A 23,377-nucleotide genomic window follows, 5' to 3' on the forward strand; every position below is an offset into this window, starting at 1 on the left:
TGATAAACATTAATTATTAAAAATAATAAATTATGAAAAAACTAATTTTAACTGGAATATTCGCAGCAGCAGGTTTAACTACTACTATGAATGCTCAAATCCAACAAGGAAACTGGATGGTTGGTAGTAGCCTTTTATCAAGTAAATTTGGTTTGAACACAGACGCAGGATATAGCATCGCATTACAGCCTAAAGGTGCATATTTTATTAAAGACAACTTAGCTGTAGGTGGATATGTAACATTAGGAACTGAAAAAGTATCCAAGGATTCAGGGACAAGATTTACGTATGCAGTAGGAGGTTTAGGACGTTATTATCTATCTCCGGGAGAGCAGGGTGTTGACAACTTATTGAATCACGGTAGATGGTTCTTCGAAGGAAATCTAGGTGTTGGAGGACAGTCTACAAAAGGAGGAACTTCTACAACAGGATTAGATTTCGGAGTAGGCCCTGGATATTCTTACTTTATTACACCAAATATCGGACTTGAGGGATTAGTGAAATATACCGGAGTTACAGGATTTGGTAATGAAGGCCTTACATCTAATATTACCTTTAATGTTGGATTCAGTATTTATATCCCGACTTCAAAAGCAAAACAAGTGGTGAATGATGTAAAATAAGCAATCACTTCACATATACATATACACACGTATAAATTGAAAGCGCCTCAGAACTTCTGTGGCGCTTTTCTACAAATTAAAACTAAACTATAAAAAATCAAATAAATCATGTATTAGGTTGAGGCGTATATCTCAGATACGGCTTTATTTCTGTAACTCCTTTCGGGAAAATTTTTCTGGCTTCTTCTGTAGAAATAGCCGGCGGAACAATCACATCGTCCCCATTTTTCCAGTTTACAGGTGTTGCCACCTTATGTGAATCAACTAACTGTAAAGAATCCAGCACTCTTATTATTTCATTGAAATTTCTTCCGGTTGAGGCGGGATAAGTGATAATTAACCTTACTTTTTTTTCAGGATCAAGAATTAACAAAGAACGAACTGTCGCCGTTGCCGAAGCATTCGGATGGATAAAATCATATAACTCTGATATTTTCCTGTCTTTATCTGCTATGATAGGAAATTGTACATCAGTGTTTTGAGTTTCGTTAATATCCTTAATCCAATTTTGATGATCCTCTACTCCATCTACACTTAAGGCAATTACTTTTGTTCCCCTTTTCTCAAATTCTTGTTTTAATTTTGAAGTATAACCCAGTTCTGTAGTACAAACCGGAGTATAATCTGCCGGATGAGAAAACAAAATTCCCCAGGAATCTCCTAAATAATTATAAAAATCAATGTCTCCTGCAGATGATTCTGCCTGAAAGTTTGGTGCTGTATCTCCTAGTTTAATTGACATAATATTTCGTTTTAATAGTCTACAAATTTAGTAGACTTTTTGAAACTGGCAAAATTTTTGTTGATTTTTTTTATCTTTAAAGTAAAATATTTCACTCTATGCAAAAAAATGGTCTAAGCTATATTGATGTTGTTTATAATGTATTGGAAAACTGGTATTTAAAATTTGCCGAGCTTACACCAAAACTTGTTGTAGGGATTCTTGTCTTCTCGTTTTTCCTTATTACCAGTAAATATTTAAGCCAATTTGCTGTCAAACTCTTTCATAAATTTTTCCCAAAAAGCAAAAAAGAAAGTTCGCTGGTTACTTTAATTGGGGTTTTCAGATTCATTATTATGCTGATGGGAACTTTTATTGCCCTTGAAATTATGGGTTTCAGTGGTTTTCTGTGGAAGTTTATCGGAAGTTTAGGAGTTGCAGGGGTTATTGCCGGGGTTGCTTTAAAAGACCTGGTTTCAAGTATATTTTCGGGAATGCTAATCGGGATCGACAAAGCATTTAAAGTGGGTGATTATATCATGATCGGAACAAATTCCGGAACCGTTATGGAAATTGGTTTTTTAACGACAAAAATTATTAGTGACGATGGCAAAAAAGTATACATTCCCAATCAAGTTATCTTTAATGCTCCATTTTCTAATATCACGGCATCACCTCAACGAAGAATTATTTTAAACTTTGAAATTCCGGCAGATGAAGATGTTGCTAAAGCTCAGATAGGAATTTTAGAAGTAATTAAAAATTTAGAAAACGTAGACAAACTGGATACGGCAGAAGTTATTTTTACAGATTTAAAGCAGGGGGCATTCAATTTACAGGCAAAATTCTGGATGAATGTAAATGCTAATATGGTAAAGGTTAAGAGTGAAGCCTTGATAAAAATTAAACAACGCTTGGATTCGGATAAAATTCAATTGGTTACTCCAACCAGCATCAGCATCACGAATGGTGAAAGTTTAATCAATGAAAATCATGATTAATTTTAAATAGAAGTTAGAAATTAGAGTTTATATATTAGTTTAAAAATGCAATAAACTTAATTATTTTTTGCTCTTTGATTTTAAGCTGTCTTTCTCAGGCATTTTTGCAATAGAGTCATTCTGCATTAGAGGCTCACCCATTACAAAATTTTTATTAAGAGTATCCAATTCGATATCAGTCATTACAACACCTGTCGTTGTTGTACAGGCTTCTTCTTTTTGTTTTGAACAACCCGTTAAAAACAGAATTAAAGAAAAAACAGTTAATGTTATCCTATTATTCTGAAAATTTGAAGGAATATATTTAAAGAATTTATTTTTCAATTGTTCGGATTTGTCGATCTTATTTAATTGATGATCATAAAACCTTCCACAAATTCTCTCATCCTTTTTCTCCTCAATAATCTCTTGGATTTCCTGAGGTTGTTTTTCGGTAAAATCTATAACACATTTGCTGCAGACAGAGCAAAACCTTCCTTTTTCCTGTGGAGACATCATATCCCAGTTTTCTGAGCAGGGCTCCGGAATCTGTATATTTTTCATCATAAGTATTAACTTAAATATTTTAAATCTACAAAAGAAAAAACCGTTCCAAAAATGAAACGGTTTCTTTAATTTATATAAAAATTTTAGTCTTACGCTAAAACTTCTTTTACTTTGTTTGCAGCTTCTTCCAAAGTAATTGCAGAATGTACAGGAAGACCTGACTCGTCAATTAATTTTTTAGCTTCTACAGCGTTAGTTCCCTGTAATCTTACGATCAACGGAACAGGAAGGCTTCCCATCGCTTTGTAAGCATCTACAACACCCTGAGCAACTCTGTCACATCTTACGATACCTCCGAAGATGTTGATCAAAATAGCTTTTACGTTTGGATCTCTCAAGATGATTCCGAAAGCAGTCTGAACTCTCTGAGCATCAGCAGTACCACCAACGTCAAGGAAGTTTGCAGGGCTACCACCAGATAATTTGATGATATCCATTGTTGCCATTGCAAGACCAGCTCCGTTTACCATACAAGCAACGTTACCGTCTAATTTTACGAAGTTAAGGCCAGCTTCACCAGCTTCAACATCCATAGGATCTTCTTCTCTTGTATCTCTCAACGCTTCAAGATCTTTGTGACGGAACAATGAGTTACCATCCAAAGTTACTTTAGCATCTACCGCGATAATCTTGTTATCAGAAGTCTTTAATACAGGGTTGATCTCGAAAAGAGAAGCGTCAATTCCTGTATAAGCGTTATATAAAGAAGTGATGAATTTTGTGAATTCTTTGAAAGCATTTCCTTCAAGACCTAAATTGAAAGCAATTTTTCTAGCCTGGAAACCTTGAAGGCCCAAAGCAGGATCAATCAATTCATTGTGGATTAAATGAGGCGTTACTTCAGCAACGTGCTCAATATCCATACCACCTTCAGTAGAATATACGATTGTATTTTTACCTTCAGCTCTGTCTAAAAGAATAGAAACATAAAATTCTTTAGTTTCAGACTCTCCAGGATAATAAACATCTTCAGCAACCAAAACTGAGTGTACTTTTTTACCTTCAGCAGAAGTTTGCGGAGTTATCAACTGCATTCCGATGATGTTTTGAGCGTTTTCTTTAAGTTTATCCATGTTTGGAGAGAACTTTACACCACCACCTTTACCACGACCACCTGCGTGAATTTGTGCTTTTACAACCCAAGCCTGCGCTCCGGTTTCAGCAGTCAATTTTTCAGCAGCTGCTACAGCTTCTTCTACATTGTTCGCTACGAAACCACGTTGGATAGCAACTCCATACTTTGATAAAATCTCTTTTGATTGATACTCGTGAAGATTCATATTATTTTTATTATTTTATTTTAAAATTTAAAGGTTGACAAATTTACTAAAAAGACACGGAAGTTCAAGTTTATTGACTTAAAATTATTGCGAATTACAAATTTCAAATGACGCCATTCATAATTTAATTTAAAATTGAGCAAAACGTAATTCATAATTTGTCATTCTTAATTGTATTTATTATTCTTCAAATAATTTCTCCGATTGCGAACCAATAAACGGAATTCTTGGAGCGAGAAAATACCCCGTCAAACTTGCAAAAAGTACTGGGACGAAGTAAGTAAATCCTGTTAAGGTTCCTAAAATGATCGTTGTACTCATCGGAGTTCGCGTTACACAGGCATTGATGGCAGCCATGCAGCTTACAATCGCTAAAGTGGCATCAACTGTTGGAAATAAATTATGAATTATTAATCCCAACGTCGTTCCCACAAAGAAAAGCGGAATAATAAAACCGCCTCTCCAACCCGAAGTTACGGTGATTGCAATGGCTAGTATTTTGAAAATTAAGATTAAAATTAAAAAGTTTAATGCATAATTTCCGTTGATGATTTGATTAATCTCATTATGCCCAAAATATCTTGTAATTGGAAAATAGAAGGCAATAATTCCTAAAATAATTCCTCCCACAAAAGTTTTAATATAAATTGGAAACTTTCTGTATTCAAAAATCTTCTTGAAAAATTTTACTACAAAAATAAAAATCCAACCAAAAACCGTTGCTACAACCCCGAACAATGATGCATATAAAAAATCGTAAACTCCTGTATAATGATACGCCTTCAGATCCCATGTCGCCCCAATTCCCAAATGGATAATCAAAGCAAACATCAGATAACTGAAACAGCTCGCCACCAACGCAGGAATAATGGCTTTGTAATATTCAACAGCGTGTTTGTGATGCAGAATTTCCAATGAAAAAAGACTTCCTCCTAGCGGAGCGCCAAAAAGAGCCGTAAAACCGGATGCCATTCCTGCGATACTTAAAGAACGTAATTCTTCGCCTTTTAATCTGAAAATTTTTCCAAGATAAGTTCCTGTAGAACCCGTCACCTGGACCAAAGGTGCTTCCGGACCTAAACTTCCACCCGATGCCACACAAAAAAGCGACGACAAAATCATGGAAGGATTATTTTTCGGGTCTAATTTTCCTTTATTAAATCGGATATTGTTGACAATCAAATGAATTTCTCCCGGATCTCCAATAAAATGAATAACCAAACCGGCCAACAGACCACAAATTGCCATCGTCGGAATCACCATCCAGCCTTGAAACTGAACTAAAAACTCCGTAAAATATTCAAGCACAATCCAATATAATCCGGCTATAACTCCACCAATCAGACCCGTTAAAGCCCACATAAAAAAAGTCCGGCTAAAAACAAAAGGATTGAATCTAATCGGTTGATCTAAAAGATTAAAAGTCCGTATTAAACGACGCCTTCTGTGGATTTTCATTTAAATAATTTTAAAATTATCAAGCCTTTGATGGGCTAACGCCTTCATAAACTTTTGAGATGCTTCGACATGCTCAGAGCATGACATTGCGAATACTAACAGCTTTGACGCTCGCTTCGCTCGCGCTTTATTCTTAAATTTTATTTTTAGCAAAATAAAAAATCAGCATTCCCCAACTTAAAATCATCAACAAACCTCCAAGTGGGGTAATTGGTCCTAAAAACTTAAGGTTCATTCCTAAATAATCCTGCAGGCTTAAGAAATAAATACTGAAAGAAAACAGCACTGTTCCTGCAATCATCATGATCGAAATCCACTTTTGCGATGATGTGTCAAATTTCAAAATGTAGCCTACAATCAATAAAAAGAAAGCAGCATACATCTGATATCTCACTCCTGTTTCAAAGCTTTCCAGCCTTTCTACAGACAAAATTTTCTTCAAAGCGTGCGCACCGAATGCACCCAAAATCACGGATAACACTCCGTAAACAGCACCAAAAACTAAAGTTATTGTTTTCATTTTATTAAATTTATTGAACATTCCGAACTTCATCAATTCTAAAAGAATTTTCGATCGGAGCTAAAAGAATTTTCTTATGCAATTTTTTCTTACTTTTTGTGTCTTCAATAAAAAAAGAATACCATAGTTTATCATCAACTTTCTTCAGAAATCTGATATCAGAAACGGCAATCTTATCATAATCAAACCTTCCAAAAAGAAGAACTTCATCTGATTTGCTATCTTTCATGGGATAATCTTTATTCCATTTTTCTAGAAATTTTGTTTCCGTCATTCCGTCTCTGTTATAAGTTAAACTAGCTAGATCAGATTTAAAATCGAAATATTTTTGAGTAAAAAAAAACAATTGCTTTTGCATATATTGCTCCTTTGTCATAGGTCTGTCATCAAAATTATTATAAAGATTTTCAACATTCTCTTTAACCCATTTTTCAGCTACAGGATTTCCTTTTTGTATATTTTGAACTTTTGGTTGAGAATTTTTCTTTGAAGATTTTTGAGCAGCAGCCTGACCAAATGATAAAAGAAAAACCACTACAGAAAAAGATATTATTTTTTTCATTTCGAATAATTTTATTTATAATTTAAAATCTTAAATATTAATGATACGGCTCCGATTCCGATAAAAACCCACGCGAATTTTTTATTCTGTGCAAAACCGGGGTGTTTAGTCACTTTTAGGAATATTCCGAAAGCTATCATTAAGGCTGAGACGATTATTCCAAACATTACTGGCCTCTTAATCTGTTAAATTCATTGATAACCTCGTGATGCGTTACTGTTTTGTCTTTAAAATAGTTTACAAAATGTTGTTTTTCTTCTTCCGTTGCGCCCATTTGGTTTAAAATATTCAGTAAGTGCATTTTCATGTGCCCTTTTTGAATTCCTGTTGTCACTAAAGAGCGAAGTGCTCCAAAATTCTGCGCCAATCCTGAAACCGCCAAAATACTCATCAATTCCTGAGCAGAAGGCTTTCCTAAAAGTGCCAAAGAAAATTTTACTAAAGGATGGAGATTTGTCAAACCACCAACAACTCCTACAGAAATCGGAAGATCGATCCAGAATCTGAAAACTCCGTTGTCAGTCGTACAATGCGTTAACGAAGAATATTTTCCGTTTCTCGCTGCGTAGGCGTGTGCACAAGCTTCAGTTGCACGGAAATCATTACCGGTTGCGATTACCACGGCATCTACTCCATTCATGATTCCCTTGTTGTGAGTCGTAGCACGGAAAGGTTCAATTTCTGCGATGGTTACCGCCTGTTTGAACTTTCTTGCAAATTCTTCATTGGAAATTCCGCTGTCGTCTTTTAGGTCTTCAATTTTACAGGAAACCTCAGCTCTTACAATACAATCCGGTGTAAAATTAGAAAGAATATTCATCACAATCTGTAAAGAATTTCTTTCTTCTTCTGTAAAATCTTCGCTAATGGCAACTTCCTGCTTCAACGTTTTTCCAAATTGTTCAAGACAAGAATTAATAAAGTTAGCACCCATTGAATCTACCGTATCAAAACTTGCTTTAAGCTGGTAATAATTAGGCATTTCGGCAGTTTTATCCACCAATTTTATATCTAAGATTCCGCCGCCGCGATTTCTCATGTTTGCAGTGATTGCATCCGTCGCTTCAAAAAGCTTTTTCTTTAAATTAAAATTAAAAAAATGAAGCAGCTTATGAGGCTCTACATTAAAAATAAAGTGAGTATGACCTAATTTCTCATTGTTAATGATCGTTGTTTTAAAACCACCCTTGTCGATCCAGAACTTAGCCGCTTTTGAAGCCGCAGCAACAACAGAACTTTCTTCAACAGCCATTGGAAGAGCGAATAATTTTCCGTCAATCAGGAAATTCGGAGCAATTCCGTAAGGCATGTAAAAATTGGAAATCGTATTTTCAGAAAATTCGTCATGAAGCTTCTGAAGATCAGCATTTCCGTTCCAGTATTGATTTAATATATTTTGATATTCTTCGTTTCCTTCAAGGTATTCGTTAACGAGCCAGTCGATTTTCCCTTGTTTTGTTAATTTGGAAAAACCTTCGATCGGTTTATGATTCATAACATAAATTTAATGACCGTAAATATACTAATTTTGTGACTTTAAGTGTGGATAACTTCCATGAAAAAAGGTTGATATTTATCAATTTTGGAACTACATTTGAATAGAATATTATTTCTAAAACTTACATTTTCAATTAAAATATGAATTTTGACCGCCTGAAAGAAAAACTCGAAATCCTTGCCGATGCAGCGAAATATGATGTTTCCTGCTCATCCAGCGGAGGAACGAGAAAAAATAAAAAAGGCGCTTTGGGAGACAGTTCCGCAAGCGGGATCTGTCATACTTATACGGAAGACGGACGATGTGTTTCACTTCTCAAAATTCTTTTGACCAATCACTGCATTTATGATTGCGCTTACTGCGTTTCCAGAAGTTCAAATGATATTAAAAGAGCTGCATTTACGGTTGAAGAAGTCGTTGATTTAACGATAAACTTTTACCGCAGAAACTATATTGAAGGCTTGTTTTTAAGTTCGGGAATTTTCAAAAATGCCGACACAACCATGGAAAGATTGGTTCGTGTTGCGAAAAAATTACGCTTAGAAGAGAATTTTAACGGATACATTCATTTAAAATCAATTCCGGGAGCGAGCGATGAATTGATGCAGGAAGCCGCTTTGTATGCCGATAGATTATCAATCAATCTTGAAATCCCAACCGAAAGTGGATTAAAATTATTGGCTCCTGAAAAAAATCGACAGGATATGCTCAATCCGATGAAATATATTCAGAATGGGATTGCTCAATACAAAGATGAAAAAAAAATATTCAGAAAAGTCCCAAAGTTTGCCCCGGCTGGGCAGTCTACTCAAATGATTGTTGGGGCAACCAATGAAAATGATTTACAGATCATCAAAGTTGCCGATCATTTTTATAAGAACTTTAACCTTAAAAGAGTTTATTATTCAGGATATGTTCCTGTTTTGGAGGATAAAAGATTGCCTTCTCTTACAACGGAAGTTCCGATGCTTCGGGAAAACCGTTTGTATCAATCGGATTGGCTGATGCGTTTTTATGGTTTTAAAGCCGAAGAAATCTTAGATCCGAATATGCCGTTTCTGGACCTGGAAGTTGATCCGAAATTGAGCTGGGCTCTGAGAAACTTAAATCAGTTTCCTGTTAATTTGCAGACTGCGGATTATCAGATGATTTTAAGAATTCCCGGAATTGGCGTGAAAACGGCGCAAAAAATTATAAGTGCAAGACGTTTCCAGGTTTTGAATATCGATCACTTGAAGAAATTGGGAGCAGCGGTCAACCGGGCAAGATATTTTATTGATTTTAATGCCGGAAATGCTTTTTTAAAATATTTAACGGATAAAAATCTGAAGAAATTGTTGATTGGCGGGAGTTCTTCGAAGTTTCATAATCAGTTTTCGCAGCAGTTGAGTTTGTTTTGATTTAAACACGAATTACACGAATGTTTTCACGAATTTCACTAATAATTTTAAGACATAAATATCAATTCACTCTAAAACTCCAAAACCCTATAACCCTCCAACTCAAATGACTACCTTACTCTACGACGGAAGTTTTGACGGACTTTTTACAGCGATATTTGAAGTTTTTGAATATCGTTATAAAGACGTGGAAATTGTAAGTAAAGAGCGGTTTCATCAGGAAAATATTTTTGCGGAAATTCATGAAGTGATCACCCAAAATGATAAATCTGGACGGGTTTTAAATAAATTAGAACAAAACATCGGTAAGTCTGGAATTCATCAATTATTACAAGTTTATTTATCCGAAGATCCTGAATCAGAGCAACTAATATTATCTGCTGTAAGACAATCCATAAAACATCCGGGCGAAAATATTCTGCAAAATTATGCTGATAATAATATATTGAAAATTTCAAAAATCTGTAAATCTGTAAGTCGGGAAAGGCATAGAATGACTGCTTTTGTGCGGTTTGAAAAAATGAAGGATGATGTTTTCTTTGCTAAAATTGATCCTGATTTTAATGTTCTTCCTTTAATTCGGAAACATTTTAAAGACCGTTATCAGGATCAGAAATGGATGATTTATGACTTGAGAAGACATTACGGAATTCTTTATGATCTGGAAAGCTGTGACTTTTTTTATCCTGATGAAAAATTAGATTTGCATCAATATCAACAGAAATTTCATAATGAGGAAACGCAATATCAGACGCTTTGGCAGCGGTATTTTACGAAAACTAATATTGTGGAAAGGAAGAATTTGAAACTGCATATTCAACATGTTCCGAGGAGGTATTGGAAGTATTTAACTGAAAAGCATTAAGTTTCTTTGGTCTTAATCGAAAGTTCGACATAATCAAACAAACAAAATAAAAATTGTCTCCATAAAGTCGACGAATATTATTTCAAGACTTGGAAACCTCCGCTAAAATTGAAATCTAATCCTCAAAACTTGCGCGAATTCCACATTTATTCTTTAATCCTAATTTGAATATCGGCAATTCTGAAACCAAAATTAAGATGTACATTTTCAACCCGACAAATTTTAGACAGTTTTAATAATTTATATTCAAAACTCTTATAAAGTTACTGCCGTTATCTGAACTTGTTTTTGTAAATTTGTGTTCGAAATTTTTTACTAGATGAAAGAGAGTGCTGTAAAAAAAATTGCTGTTCTTACCTCTGGAGGAGATTCTCCGGGTATGAATGCGGCTTTAAGAGCGGTTGTAAGAACCGCCAATTACTATAACATCGAATGTTACGGAGTGCGAGAAGGCTATAATGGCCTGATCAGTGGGGATTTCCTGAAAATGGGACCTCGTTCCGTAAAAAATATAATCAACCAGGGTGGAACTATTCTGAAATCTGCCCGTTCCATGGAATTCAAAACTAAAGAAGGCCGCCAAAAAGCGTATGACAACTGCGTAAAGCTTGGAGTGGAAGGCTTGGTTTGTATTGGTGGAGACGGAACTTTCACCGGAGCAAAAATTTTTAACGAAGAATTCGGAATCAGAGTAATCGGTGTGCCGGGAACGATCGACAATGATATTTTCGGGACTGATAATACAATTGGCTACGACACCGCTTTGAATACTGCAATGGAAGCCATCGATAAAATCCGTGATACGGCAACTTCTCACAACAGGGTTTTCTTTGTGGAAGTGATGGGTCGTGACGCAGGTTTTATTGCGTTGAACAGTGGTTTGGCAACGGGAGCTTTAGATATTTTAATTCCTGAGAAAAAAGACAGTATGTCTGATCTTTTTGCAACGTTCAGAAATGCTGAAAAAACTGGAAAAGCTTCAAGCATTGTAGTTGTTGCGGAAGGTGAAAAACTTGCCAATATCTACGAGCTTGCAGAGCAGACTAAACAGGAATTCCCGGATTACGACATTCGTGTGGCGATTTTAGGACACATCCAGAGAGGTGGTTCTCCAAGCTGTGCCGACAGGGTTTTGGCGAGCAGATTGGGTTACGGAGCCGTGGTAGGATTAATGGAAGGAAAAACAAATGTAATGGCAGGAATGCGTTCCAATGATATGGTTTATACACCCATTGAAGAGGCCATTAAAAAACATAACGAAATCAATAAAGATCTTTTACTGATTTCAGAAATTTTAGCAATCTAATATTTTTATATAATTTAAAACAAACTATTATGTCAACAATCAAAGTAGGTATCAACGGGTTTGGTAGAATTGGACGTCTTGTTTTCAGAGCAATGACTGAAAGAGATAACATCGAAGTAGTAGGAATCAATGACCTTATCGATGCTACATACATGGCTTATATGCTTAAATATGATTCTGTACACGGTATTTTCCCGGGTGAGGTTTCTGTAGAAGGAAACGACCTTGTGGTAAACGGAAAAAGAATCAGAGTAACAGCTGAAAGAGACCCAAACAACCTAAAGTGGAACGAAATCGGAGCTGATTATATCGTAGAATCTACAGGTTTATTCTTAGATAAAGAAAATGCTGCAAAGCACATCAACGCGGGTGCAAAAAAAGTAATCCTTTCTGCTCCTTCTAAAGATGATACTCCAATGTTCGTAATGGGTGTAAACCACAAAGAACTTACAGACGATATCAAAATTTTATCAAATGCTTCTTGTACGACAAACTGTTTAGCTCCATTAGCTAAAGTAATCCACGATAACTTCGGGATCGTAGAAGGTTTGATGACGACGGTACACGCTACAACGGCAACTCAGAAAACGGTTGACGGTCCTTCAATGAAAGACTGGAGAGGCGGTAGAGCTGCTCTTAACAATATTATCCCTTCTTCTACAGGTGCTGCAAAAGCGGTAGGTAAAGTAATCCCTTCATTGAACGGAAAATTGACAGGTATGTCTTTCAGAGTACCGACTGTTGACGTTTCTGTAGTGGATTTAACAGTAAGAATTGAAAAGGCTGCTTCTTATGAAGAAATCTGTTCAGTAATCAAAGCTGCTTCTGAAGGTGAATTGAAAGGTATCCTTGGATACACTGAAGATGCTGTAGTTTCTCAGGATTTCGTAGGAGATAAGAGAACTTCTATCTTCGACAAAGACGCTGGTATCATGCTTTCTCCTAATTTCGTAAAACTTGTTTCTTGGTATGACAACGAAATGGGATATTCTAACAAGTTAGTTGATATGTTGATTCACTCTGCTTCTTTATCTAACTAATAGAGTAAGTATTAGCTTAAATATAAACCTTCCGATTTGGAAGGTTTTTTTGTTTTTTGTAATTTTATTTTAAAATTTTTCTTATGTCAGGTAGAACTTTTCAGGAAAAATCAGGATTTCCGAAATTATTTATTACTCTTCTTGCATTCCAGGCTATTGTCATGTCGTTGGTATTAATAAATGATAATGAATCCCCTTTGATTGTTCTCTACGTAACAGCTCCTTTGATGTTATTGTTTGCCTTCTCTTTTTTAAAATTAAATTTAAATAAAGACTATTTCGAATATAATTTTTTCCCTTTTACCTTTAAATCCACAAAAATCAAATGGAGCGATATCCGTGAAATCCAGATCGTAAATACCGATCCTATTTTTGATTTCGGAGGCTGGGGAGTAAGGCTTTCAAAGAAATATGGGAAAGCTTTTATTACGGGAAATAATGAAGTCATATTTTTGAAGTTGAATAACGGCAAAAGACGTTCTTTTTCTGTGAAAAATAAGGAAGATTTGTTGAGATTTTTTGATGAGAATAAGATCCCTTATAAATAATTATTACCCTATCTAGTTTGCACCTTCGGCTCCCGTATTATTATTTTGATTACCAAATGCTACGTTAATTCCTATTCCTACCCAGCCTTTTCCATTATATTTCCAATCATAATTTTTTTGATCGTTGTTGCTTAAATAATCAAAACCCAACGTTAGTCCAACATTTACATTTTTGGTAATATGTACCAATAAACCAGTATTGATTGTGAAGGCACTAACATTTGTATTGTTATTCCCAGAGGCATTGCTATTGGATTCATCCAGTTTTATACTCGCCAAGCCAAATCCCAAAATGGGTTCAAAAGACAATCCATTTTCTACTTCTCTATTGTATCTGATCTTTGCGCCAAGATTTGTCCCTAAATTCACATTAGCATCAAATGTAAAACCGCTAAATCTTAATTTAAGAGGCACGGTATAAATTCCAACCCTCCAGTCAATTCTATTATACAGAATCTTTGTGTTAGATTTAAAGTCTTGCAGAGACATTACGTAAATCACTTTAGAATTGTCTGTTTCTGATTCCGTATCATTAATTATTTTATTTTTCTCTCGATCTACAAACTTCCAGAATCGAAAATATACCTTACCATCTTTTACATTATTTACGGTAACTCTATATTTTTTACCATCAATCTGATCTTTTACAATGTCAATACTCTTTGACTTTTCAGTTTTAGACTCGCTTTTAAAACTGTTCAAATCATTTAAAGAGATATAATTAAAATAGTAATTGCCATCTATTTTAATATCATTTTCCTGTCCAAAAGCTATTCCCGCCCAAAGCAGAAACACTAATAAAAAATTTGTTTTCATGGTTATTAATTTTAAAACAAATTTTCAAAAATTCTGAACGTAAAAAAATTACCCGTTTGTGTGATTTTAATGAATATTATTTACAACAGAATCCCCTGCAATTGTGCAAGGGATTCCAGCTTATCATTTTCAAACAGCTAACAGAAAAATCTAAACTATTTTGATATATGGGTAACGATTATAATAGAGTATTTGTAACTAACATTAAATATGAAAAACTAATCTGCAAAAAAGGCAGTTTTTTAAAAGTGAGTTTCCATGGTAATCAGTCTGTACAAATGTTAGCATTTTATCAATACAAAAAAATCCCCCTTTTGTGGTATTTATAAAAAACTTTAACTATTTTAGCTAAAACTTGAACATGGATGATTCTGAGAAAAAACACCCTTTAATTGAGGTCTGGAACACTTATCCCGGAATTAGGCAGGAAAATCAACACATCTCAAACATTCCCCCTATTGAGCGGATCATTGGGGAAATGTTCGCCATCGGTGAATTTTATTACTATGTACTAAACCTTACAAACAGTACAGTCTCTCATCACCACGAAAATATTTTAAAGCTTCACGGTCTGAAAAAATATCCTCAGAATTTAAAAGAAGTCATTGACCTCGTTCATCCCGATGATATTGATTTTATTACAAAAGCTGAGCAAAAAGTTGTAGAAAAATTAATGGAAATCGGGAAAGAGCATCAGCTTTTCCTCAAGCCCAGCTATTGTTTCAGGATGAAAACTGCCGCCGGAAACTATGAGCTATTCCATCATCAGGCCATTCTTACCTGGGAAGATGAAAATAAAAACCTGGTTCAGTCCATTAATATTCATACCAACATCAACCATATTACCAAAGAAAACCCACGTACAGTTTTAATTTCGGGGATTGGTCCGAGGAAGGATTTTTATCAAATAAAAATTGAAGATTCTTCTACAATTAAGAGCTTTCGCGAAATAAATTTAACCAAAAGAGAAACAGAAATCTTATCTTTCATTGTAAAAGGATATTCGGGATCTGAAATTTCAAAAATCCTGATTTTGTCTGAGCATACCGTCCGTTCTCACCGTAAAAATATTTTAGCCAAAACAAGCTCGAGAAATAGCAAAGAATTATTAAAAAAAGCCTTTGAATGGGGACTTATATAAGGTCAATTGTTAATGGTAAATAGTGAATTTTTTATCATCAATGAATTGACCAATGAGGATTCCATCATTAAAATTGACCATTAACTATTCACTATTGACCAATTCAAATTCCTGATAAATCTCACTCCACAATTTCGGCGCAAAACTTGTATTTTTATTCTCAATGGAAATACCGATTTTACAACCACGTTTCAAAGATTCAGCACATTTTAAAAGCTTTTGGGAAAAGGGCAACGGAAAACAACTTTTAGAATTTTCCGAAGCAGAAGTCAGTTTCAAAGATTTTGAGAAGTTTGCTCCCTACTATTATCACGTGGATGAAATTGGTGATCAAGTCGTAAAAGACGTCTATTTAACGAAAAAATTTCATGAAGCATCGAGGGAAATCGAGCAATACATCAGAAAAGGAGTTTCTGAAACAGATGACGTTCCGGAAAGTGTAAAAAAACTGTTTCTTCAAACGCAAAAAATCCCAGATTGGCTGGATTATGATTTAATTAAAAACGGTGCAGAACTTTGCATGAGAAGCAACCTGGATTCATTGATTTCCTTGCGGGATTACTGCTTAATCGGTGGTTATGATTATGCTTATCTCAACAAATCTTTGATCGCTACCGAGGCATTAAAAAAAGGCGCTGTGAAAAGACTTTCTGAAACATTGGATTTTTGGGTCAATGTAACAAGATATGATGCTTTGGAAATCCATAAAAAAGGCTATGAATTTGCTATAAAAACTCGCTTAATTCATTCTTGCGCAAGACTTTCCCTCAAAAAACATTATAAAAGTTGGGACACGGACAATTGGGGTGAACCTATCAATTCCTGGGATATGATGGCAACATATATTGGTTTTAGCCTGGTTTTTATGCATAGTCTTCACAAATTGGGAAATACATTTTCAGAGCAGGAAGAAAAAGGGCTGTTCCACCTTTGGAAATACGTCGGATATTTATTGGGAATCCCCGAAAACCTTTTACCGGACGACAAAAAACAGGCTACACAATACTTTTATTTATGGACTTCCATTCAGCCTCCTGCTGACAAAGATTCCGTTCTCCTGGCTCATTCCTTGTTAAATGAATCATTAGAAAATCCTATCTTAAAATACAGATTTCAGCGAAAAAATTTACGTTATCTCCATATTTGCTGCACTTGGTTTTTACTTGATGAAGAAGTCTGTAAAAGACTGCAGATTCCGGAAGTTTCCAACAAAAATGCTTTCCCGAAAACCAAATGGGTTATCAATAAAATTTACGATACAATAGTAAGTCGGGAAGCCAGGATCAAGAAAGGAAATAAAGATCAGACGAAAGTTTTGAGCGATTATCTTAAAATTACCCAAAACTCAAATTTTCATTAATATTTTCAGGAGCTTAATCCCGCTTTCCGCTGCAATCTTTTTTTTCAAAAAAGGATTTCCACTGCAATCGGGGCTAGAATTTCAGGACTGGTGGCTTCGGGAGCCTCAGCCACCAATCAATTGTAGTTTTTTTAATCAATTTGCTGTCGGTTACTAAAATAAATATGAATTAGTTATAAATAAAAAGCGAGCAAAACTTTATATTTTTTTTAACTATAAAAACAGTTTTCAGGAGCAAATAATATTAGTTTTTGAGCGTAAAATTTCGTACTTTTGATCAATTATTTAAACATCAGATGAGTAACATAGACGATAAGAAAAAAGCACTCGCTTTAGTGCTTGACAAACTAGATAAAACATACGGAAAAGGGACGGTAATGACGCTGGGAGACAACTCAGTAGACAATACAATAGAGGTGATTCCTTCAGGATCTTTAGGATTAGACATCGCTCTTGGAGTGGGCGGTTATCCGAGAGGAAGAATCATCGAAATCTACGGCCCGGAATCTTCAGGTAAAACAACTTTAACACTTCACGCCATCGCAGAAGCTCAGAAGGCAGGAGGAATTGCAGCATTTATCGATGCAGAGCACGCTTTCGACAGAGGATATGCAGGAAAACTGGGAATTGACCTGGAAAACCTTATTATTTCACAACCGGATAACGGTGAGCAGGCATTAGAAATTGCTGATAACTTAATCCGTTCAGGAGCTATTGATATCGTGGTAATTGACTCTGTTGCAGCACTTACTCCAAAAGCTGAGATCGAAGGTGAAATGGGAGACTCCAAAATGGGTCTTCATGCAAGGTTGATGTCTCAGGCTTTGAGAAAACTGACAGCAACTATTTCAAGAACAAAATGTACGGTAATCTTCATCAACCAGTTGAGAGAGAAAATCGGGGTAATGTTCGGGAATCCGGAAACGACAACAGGTGGTAACGCATTGAAATTCTACGCTTCAGTAAGAGTTGATATTAGAAAAGCAAGTGCGCCGATCAAAAACGGAGATGAAGCCATTGGAAGCCGTGTAAAAGTGAAGATCGTGAAAAACAAGGTAGCTCCACCTTTCAAAATGGCAGAATTCGACATCATGTATGGTGAAGGAGTTTCCAAAACAGGAGAGATTCTTGATCAGGCGGTAGAATTAGGAATTGTGAAGAAAAGCGGTTCTTGGTTCAGCTACGAAGAAACAAAACTTGGACAAGGTCGTGACGCCGTAAAAGACGTGTTAAAAGACAATCCTGAACTTGCTGAAGAATTGGAAAACAAAATTAAAGAAGAATTGAAGAATAAAGCTAAATAAGTTTTTTGATTTTAAGATATTGAAAGGCAGCCTGAAAAGGCTGTCTTTTTTGTTACCACAGATTTCTCAGATCTGCGCAGATGATTGTGTTGATTGTGGAAGAAATTAGTAGTATTTGTGGTTAAAAATTACATGGTGATTTAAACCACCCCCTCCAGAGGAGGGAATTTTGGAGACATTTATCAAAACTAATTTCTAAATAAAAATGTCAAAATGTCACTTTCTGTGAATCGGTATTTTTTTTGCGAAAGAATTGGAAGAAAATTAAAACTATAAATATTATGACTAAAGGAAATATTAATGTATCTGTGGAAAATATTTTCCCGCTTATCAAAAAATTTCTTTACAGTGATCACGAAATATTCTTGAGAGAGCTGATCTCCAATGCAACCGACGCTACTTTAAAATTAAAACATTTAACGAGCATCGGGGAAGCAAAAGTAGAATATGGCAATCCTAAAATTGAGGTTAAGGTCGACAAAGAAAATAAAACGCTTCGCATCATTGATCAGGGGATCGGTATGACAGCCGAAGAAGTTGAAAAATACATCAATCAGGTTGCGTTTTCCGGAGCTGAGGAGTTTTTGGAAAAATATAAAGATTCTGCGAAAGATTCAGGGATTATCGGACATTTCGGACTTGGATTTTACTCTGCATTTATGGTTGCAGAGAAAGTCGAAATCTTAACAAAATCTTATAAAGAAGAACCGGCAGTTCGCTGGATTTGCGACGGAAGTCCTGAGTTTACTCTTGAAGAAACAGCAGATAAAACCGACAGAGGAACGGAAATCATCCTTCACATTGCAGAAGATTCAACAGAATTTTTGGAAGAAGGAAAAATCCGTGAACTGTTGCTGAAATATAACAAATTCATGCCTGTTCCAATTAAATTCGGGACAAGAACTCACACATTGCCGTTGCCGGAAGATGCTCTGGAAGGTACGGTTGCAGAAACGGAAGAGGTTGACAATATCATCAACAATCCTACTCCAGCCTGGACGATGGCACCAAGCGAACTGACAAATGAAGATTATATGAAATTCTACCACGAGCTGTATCCGATGCAGTTTGAGGAACCTTTGTTTAATATTCATTTGAATGTTGATTATCCGTTCAACCTGACAGGGATTTTGTTCTTCCCTAAATTGAATAACAGCTTAAATATTGAAAAAGATAAAATTCAATTATATCAGAATCAGGTATTTGTAACAGATGAAGTGAAAGGTATTGTTCCTGATTTCCTGATGCTTCTTCGTGGAGTTATTGATTCTCCGGATATTCCATTGAATGTTTCGCGTTCTTGCTTACAGGCAGATGGCGCGGTGAAGAAAATCTCTTCTTACATCACGAAAAAAGTAGCCGACAAAATGGCTTCTTTAATCAACGAAAACCGTGAAGATTATGAGAAAAAATGGAATGATATTAAAGTTGTTATCGAATATGGAATCGTAACGGAAGAGAAGTTTGCCGAGAAAGCAGATAAATTCACACTATATCCTACAACTGACGGAAAATATTTCCTGTGGAATGAATTGGAAGAAAAAATTAAAACTAATCAAACAGATAAAGACGGTAAATTAATCGTCCTGTATGCTTCCAATGCGGATGAACAGCACGGCTATATCCAGTCGGCAAAAGATAAAGGATATGAGGTTCTTCTTTTAGATTCCCCGATTGTTCCTCACGTTATCCAAAAGCTGGAGGCTTCCAAAGAGAAGATTTCGTTTGCAAGAGTGGATGCAGATCACATCAATAATCTGATTAAAAAAGATGAGCCAATCATTTCTAAATTAAATGAGACCGAAAAGGAATCATTAAAAAAGAATGTGGAAGAAGCTGTAAATGATCCAAAATTCACGATTCAGCTTGAAGATTTAGACAGTACTGATGCGCCATTCACGATTACGCAACCTGAATTCATGAGAAGAATGAAAGATATGCAGGCAACCGGTGGTGGCGGAATGTTTGGAATGGGCGGCTTCCCGGAAATGTATAATTTGGTAGTGAATTCTAACAGTGAGTTTGCCAATCAGATTTTGAAAACTGAAAATACTGAGGAAAAAGAAGGATTGATTAAACATGCTTTGGATTTGGCCAAGCTTTCTCAGAATTTATTGAAAGGAAAAGAGCTGACGGACTTTATTCAGAGAAGTTATAAGCAATTGGAAAAGTAATTTAACTATTTTATATTGGGTTTCGGCGGTGCCTTTGGCACCGCCGAAACTTTTTCTTAAAGGCTGAGCAAAGCGGAGCCTCACTCATAACTCATAACTCATAACTCATAACTTATAACTCCTGTAACGGATCCCAAAACAGCTTCTTAAAATCCTTAATTCTGAAATTTTCCACAACAATTCCTTCTGCTTCCAATTTTTTCTGAAATTCCGGGACGGATAAAGTTCCTGAGCTTGAAATCACCCGATGTGCAGGAACATCTTTCGGGCAGCCGCCCATTGCTTTTCCGACGTGACGGGAATGGTTGGGATAACCGACTGCTTTGGCAATCGCTCCATAACTGGTTACTTTTCCTTTGGGAACTAATTTTGTGATTTCCCAGACTTGTTGCTTGAATATTTCGTCCATACAATTTAAACTGCTTTTTATTTTAAGATACTTAAGGTTTTTAGCGCAAAGTTCGCAAAGATTTTTTTGACAAACTTTCTGTTTTTAAGTTTCCAAAGGCGTTCCACTCAGCGAAGTTCTCAAAGATAAATATAGTATTTACTTTCGCATGATTTTTGAATTATTAAAATCTCAATGATCTCTAACTACAATATAAAGTTATGAAAAAATCATTTTTCCGTTGGCTGAATAAAGTTAATAAAGCAATTTTACCGAAATTGAGTAATAAAGATCCTAATAAACTGACCAAACTTCAAAAAGGAATCCTGGCTTACCGGTATTTTGTCCTGGTGAATTCTTTAGACTGACAGTTTTGCGTGAGGGATATGGAGGGCGCGAGCGAAGCGAGCGGTACAAAGTACCGAAACGAAGTGGAGCCCGGAGAAGCCCGACCCGAGCTTGGATTCAGCTTTGGAGAGGGGCACGCCCTAAAATTAAACACCAATAACACTAATATTTTTCACGAATAACACAAATTATCTGTGTAATTTGTGTAAGCTGTGGGAAAATAAAAAACGCCCCAAAAAGGAGCGTTTGTATAAGTTCAAAGCTTCGGACTTTCGTCTTCCAGCTTATGCGTTTTCTAAAATATAAGAGAACATCAATGGTGCACAGATCGTAGCATCACTTTCAACGATAAATTTCGGTGTCGTGATATCCAGCTTACCCCAAGTGATTTTCTCGTTCGGAACAGCTCCGGAATACGATCCGTAAGAAGTCGTAGAATCCGAAATCTGACAGAAATATGACCAAAACGGAATGTCATGCATTTCCATATCCTGATACAGCATTGGCACCACACAAATAGGGAAATCTCCTGCAATTCCTCCACCGATCTGGAAGAACCCAACTCCTTTTCCTGCTGAATTTTTAGTGTACCAATCCGCCAGATACGTCATATATTCGATTCCTGATTTCATTGTTGTAGCCGTCAGTTCACCTTTAATACAATAAGAAGCGAAAATATTACCCATCGTAGAATCTTCCCATCCCGGAACAACAATCGGTAAGTTTTTCTCTGCTGCGGCGATCATCCAGGAGTTTTCTCTAGGAATTTCGTAATACTGCTCAAGAACTCCTGAAAGGATCATTTTATACATAAATTCGTGCGGGAAATATCTTTCTCCTTTTGCTTCTGTATCTTTCCAGATCTCAACGATATGTTTCTGCAGCCTTCTGAAAGCCTCTTCTTCAGGGATACAGGTATCTGTAACTCTGTTTAATCCTCTTTCCAATAAATCCCACTCGTCCTGAGCCGTCAAATCTCTGTAATGCGGAACTCTTTCGTAGTGAGAATGCGCCACAAGATTCATCAAATCTTCTTCAAGATTGGCTCCCGTACAAGAAATGAAATCTACTTTGTCCTGACGGATCATCTCCGCAAGAATTTTACCCAACTCCGCAGTAGACATTGCTCCCGCCAAAGTAATCATCATTTTTCCACCTTCCTTCAAGTGGGCAACGTATCCTTTAGAAGCGTCCACTAGCGCTGCTGCATTGAAATGCAGATAGTATTTTTCTATGAATTCAGTAATCGGCTTGTTCATTTTTTTGATTTTTGCAAAGATAAAACTTAAAAACGGAATGTAGCGGCTGCACTTAAAGAAACTCAGCGTAAACCTTCTTTTTTTGGTTAAATTATCCCTACAAAGATTCCACTTTTAAAATTTCGATTTTTCTTTCTCCGTCTTTAAAAGGCCAATCAATAACGTCTCCTACTTTATATCCAACGGTAGCAAGCGCAATATCTGACAGAATAGAATACTTATTTTTTGCAGGTTTTGCTTTTGTAGATGCTACGAAAATATATTCATGTTCAAAATCTCGGGTATGGTCCTTAATTGTAACTTTCCTGTCAACGGTCACGACGTCCTCAGGTAGATCTCTTCTCAAGACTTGCTTTGCTTTTCTAAGTTCTTCAGCTAGCCTTTTTTCTTCCTGCATGCTTACTTTTTTTCTCCTTAAAGTATCTTTTATAGCATCATAAATTCCGGTTGTTACAATAATATTATTCGTCATTTTTTTATTTTTAAAGCAATTAAATATGATGATCTCCAATAATCCAATGTAGGAATACAAGCAAAATCCTGCTTATTTCCTATGAAAACGCATCAAAAAAATTATAATAAATCGGAAAGCTTCCCCTGTCTTGGATCCTGACAGGGATTAATTGATAAACTCCTTAGAACTTTTCAGGAAAGAATCTGTATGTAAGTATAATAATGACAACAATACCTTCGACTGGCGAAGTTTTGTAAGAAGAGAAAATTTTGCTGTCAATACCATTTTTTGTTTGAATTACTGCTAAGATAGGGATTTATTATTAAAATTAAAAACTAATATTTAAACTAAACTTTAAGTTATTAAAATTTAAACTTTCTGTTCTCTTTTTTCTCAGAAATCTTCTTTTTAGTATCCAGTCTTTTTTGCTTTTGATTTTTTGAAGGTTTTGTAGCAACGCGCTTCTTAGGAACAATTAAAGCTTTATCTACGATTTCCAGAATTTTTTCAATTGCTTTATTTTTATTCATTAATTGTGTTCTGCTTTCAGAAACCGTTAAGAATAAAAATCCTTCCGCGTTAATTCTGTTTTTAAGTTTATTTTGAATCAAATTCTTTTGATCTTCATTAAAAAATTCAGACCCGGAAACATTCCAAAGTACAGTCACGGAAGTTTCGACTTTATTCACGTTCTGCCCTCCTGCCCCACTGCTGCGGGAAGTTTTGAAACTAAGCTCTTTTGAGAAGTCTTTCATTTTTAATTAG

Annotated in this window: 24 protein-coding genes; 12 read left to right on the forward strand and 12 right to left on the reverse strand. The window is 35.6% G+C overall.

Annotated features, from left to right (window positions below; genetic code table 11):
* Positions 1-32: 32 nt before the first annotated feature.
* On the forward strand, positions 33-623 hold the full coding sequence (locus ATE47_RS12635) for a hypothetical protein (RefSeq protein WP_062162309.1): 591 nt from the start codon (positions 33-35) through the stop codon (positions 621-623).
* 106 nt (positions 624-729) lie between these two features.
* Here the strand turns inward: ATE47_RS12635 and ATE47_RS12640 are convergent, their stop codons facing one another.
* A complete protein-coding gene (locus tag ATE47_RS12640; RefSeq protein WP_062162310.1) occupies positions 730-1,365 on the reverse strand; it encodes a peroxiredoxin in 636 nt (211 codons plus the stop codon).
* A gap of 98 nt (positions 1,366-1,463) precedes the next feature.
* Here ATE47_RS12640 and ATE47_RS12645 point away from each other — a divergent pair, with 98 nt between their 5' ends.
* Positions 1,464-2,345 (forward strand): mechanosensitive ion channel family protein, encoded by an 882-nt coding sequence (locus tag ATE47_RS12645; protein WP_062162311.1) that lies wholly within the window; start codon positions 1,464-1,466, stop codon positions 2,343-2,345.
* 60 nt (positions 2,346-2,405) lie between these two features.
* Here the strand turns inward: ATE47_RS12645 and ATE47_RS12650 are convergent, their stop codons facing one another.
* From ATE47_RS12650 to ATE47_RS12675, 6 genes are all read right to left on the reverse strand, one after another.
* On the reverse strand, positions 2,406-2,891 hold the full coding sequence (locus ATE47_RS12650) for a hypothetical protein (protein WP_062162312.1): 486 nt from the start codon (positions 2,889-2,891) through the stop codon (positions 2,406-2,408).
* An 89-nt stretch (positions 2,892-2,980) separates the two neighbouring features.
* Positions 2,981-4,171, reverse strand: coding sequence for an ADP-forming succinate--CoA ligase subunit beta (sucC, locus tag ATE47_RS12655; protein WP_062162313.1), 1,191 nt, complete (start codon positions 4,169-4,171; stop codon positions 2,981-2,983).
* Positions 4,172-4,351: 180 nt separating this feature from the next.
* On the reverse strand, positions 4,352-5,629 hold the full coding sequence (locus tag ATE47_RS12660; protein WP_062162314.1) for a chloride channel protein: 1,278 nt from the start codon (positions 5,627-5,629) through the stop codon (positions 4,352-4,354).
* A 133-nt stretch (positions 5,630-5,762) separates the two neighbouring features.
* The gene (locus ATE47_RS12665; protein ID WP_062163550.1) at positions 5,763-6,149 is read right to left on the reverse strand and encodes a DUF423 domain-containing protein; all 387 of its coding nucleotides are present in this window, start codon (positions 6,147-6,149) and stop codon (positions 5,763-5,765) included.
* 10 nt (positions 6,150-6,159) lie between these two features.
* Positions 6,160-6,711, reverse strand: a complete 552-nt coding sequence (locus ATE47_RS12670) for a hypothetical protein (RefSeq protein WP_062162315.1) — start codon at positions 6,709-6,711, stop codon at positions 6,160-6,162.
* A gap of 166 nt (positions 6,712-6,877) precedes the next feature.
* On the reverse strand, positions 6,878-8,206 hold the full coding sequence (locus tag ATE47_RS12675; RefSeq protein ID WP_062162316.1) for a hydroxymethylglutaryl-CoA reductase, degradative: 1,329 nt from the start codon (positions 8,204-8,206) through the stop codon (positions 6,878-6,880).
* A gap of 143 nt (positions 8,207-8,349) precedes the next feature.
* Here ATE47_RS12675 and ATE47_RS12680 point away from each other — a divergent pair, with 143 nt between their 5' ends.
* From ATE47_RS12680 to ATE47_RS12700, 5 genes are all read left to right on the forward strand, one after another.
* Entirely contained in the window at positions 8,350-9,609 is a 1,260-nt protein-coding gene (locus ATE47_RS12680; protein WP_062162317.1) for a putative DNA modification/repair radical SAM protein, read from the forward strand.
* 106 nt (positions 9,610-9,715) lie between these two features.
* A complete protein-coding gene (locus ATE47_RS12685) occupies positions 9,716-10,474 on the forward strand; it encodes a TIGR03915 family putative DNA repair protein (RefSeq protein WP_062162318.1) in 759 nt (252 codons plus the stop codon).
* Between the two features lie 319 nt (positions 10,475-10,793).
* Complete coding sequence (pfkA, locus tag ATE47_RS12690; RefSeq protein ID WP_062162319.1) at positions 10,794-11,780, forward strand: 6-phosphofructokinase; 987 nt, start codon at positions 10,794-10,796, stop codon at positions 11,778-11,780.
* A 29-nt stretch (positions 11,781-11,809) separates the two neighbouring features.
* A complete protein-coding gene (gene gap / locus ATE47_RS12695) occupies positions 11,810-12,820 on the forward strand; it encodes a type I glyceraldehyde-3-phosphate dehydrogenase (RefSeq protein ID WP_062162320.1) in 1,011 nt (336 codons plus the stop codon).
* Between the two features lie 83 nt (positions 12,821-12,903).
* On the forward strand, positions 12,904-13,368 hold the full coding sequence (locus tag ATE47_RS12700) for a hypothetical protein (RefSeq protein WP_062162321.1): 465 nt from the start codon (positions 12,904-12,906) through the stop codon (positions 13,366-13,368).
* A 12-nt stretch (positions 13,369-13,380) separates the two neighbouring features.
* Here ATE47_RS12700 and ATE47_RS12705 read toward each other — a convergent pair whose 3' ends face one another.
* On the reverse strand, positions 13,381-14,184 hold the full coding sequence (locus ATE47_RS12705) for a hypothetical protein (protein ID WP_062162322.1): 804 nt from the start codon (positions 14,182-14,184) through the stop codon (positions 13,381-13,383).
* A 361-nt stretch (positions 14,185-14,545) separates the two neighbouring features.
* Between ATE47_RS12705 and ATE47_RS12710 the strand changes: the two genes are divergently transcribed.
* The 4 genes from ATE47_RS12710 to htpG all read left to right on the forward strand — a co-directional run bounded on the left by ATE47_RS12710 (position 14,546) and on the right by htpG (position 20,163).
* Complete coding sequence (locus ATE47_RS12710; RefSeq protein ID WP_062162323.1) at positions 14,546-15,325, forward strand: helix-turn-helix domain-containing protein; 780 nt, start codon at positions 14,546-14,548, stop codon at positions 15,323-15,325.
* Between the two features lie 163 nt (positions 15,326-15,488).
* The gene (locus ATE47_RS12715; RefSeq protein ID WP_062162324.1) at positions 15,489-16,685 is read left to right on the forward strand and encodes an oxygenase MpaB family protein; all 1,197 of its coding nucleotides are present in this window, start codon (positions 15,489-15,491) and stop codon (positions 16,683-16,685) included.
* Between the two features lie 296 nt (positions 16,686-16,981).
* Positions 16,982-17,989, forward strand: a complete 1,008-nt coding sequence (recA, locus tag ATE47_RS12720) for a recombinase RecA (RefSeq protein ID WP_062162325.1) — start codon at positions 16,982-16,984, stop codon at positions 17,987-17,989.
* Between the two features lie 281 nt (positions 17,990-18,270).
* A complete protein-coding gene (gene htpG, locus ATE47_RS12725) occupies positions 18,271-20,163 on the forward strand; it encodes a molecular chaperone HtpG (protein WP_062162326.1) in 1,893 nt (630 codons plus the stop codon).
* Between the two features lie 112 nt (positions 20,164-20,275).
* Here htpG and ATE47_RS12730 read toward each other — a convergent pair whose 3' ends face one another.
* Positions 20,276-20,572, reverse strand: a complete 297-nt coding sequence (locus ATE47_RS12730) for an MGMT family protein (RefSeq protein WP_062162327.1) — start codon at positions 20,570-20,572, stop codon at positions 20,276-20,278.
* A 200-nt stretch (positions 20,573-20,772) separates the two neighbouring features.
* Here ATE47_RS12730 and ATE47_RS19275 point away from each other — a divergent pair, with 200 nt between their 5' ends.
* Positions 20,773-20,919 (forward strand): hypothetical protein, encoded by a 147-nt coding sequence (locus ATE47_RS19275; RefSeq protein ID WP_181897991.1) that lies wholly within the window; start codon positions 20,773-20,775, stop codon positions 20,917-20,919.
* A gap of 264 nt (positions 20,920-21,183) precedes the next feature.
* Here the strand turns inward: ATE47_RS19275 and ATE47_RS12735 are convergent, their stop codons facing one another.
* The 3 genes from ATE47_RS12735 to arfB all read right to left on the reverse strand — a co-directional run bounded on the left by ATE47_RS12735 (position 21,184) and on the right by arfB (position 23,367).
* Positions 21,184-22,158, reverse strand: coding sequence for a deoxyhypusine synthase family protein (locus ATE47_RS12735; RefSeq protein ID WP_062162328.1), 975 nt, complete (start codon positions 22,156-22,158; stop codon positions 21,184-21,186).
* A gap of 97 nt (positions 22,159-22,255) precedes the next feature.
* Positions 22,256-22,630 (reverse strand): GreA/GreB family elongation factor, encoded by a 375-nt coding sequence (locus ATE47_RS12740; RefSeq protein WP_062162329.1) that lies wholly within the window; start codon positions 22,628-22,630, stop codon positions 22,256-22,258.
* 344 nt (positions 22,631-22,974) lie between these two features.
* Positions 22,975-23,367 (reverse strand): alternative ribosome rescue aminoacyl-tRNA hydrolase ArfB, encoded by a 393-nt coding sequence (gene arfB, locus ATE47_RS12745; RefSeq protein ID WP_062162330.1) that lies wholly within the window; start codon positions 23,365-23,367, stop codon positions 22,975-22,977.
* Positions 23,368-23,377: the final 10 nt, after the last annotated feature.

Origin of the sequence: Chryseobacterium sp. IHB B 17019, assembly GCF_001456155.1 — a bacterium.
Classification (GTDB): domain Bacteria; phylum Bacteroidota; class Bacteroidia; order Flavobacteriales; family Weeksellaceae; genus Chryseobacterium.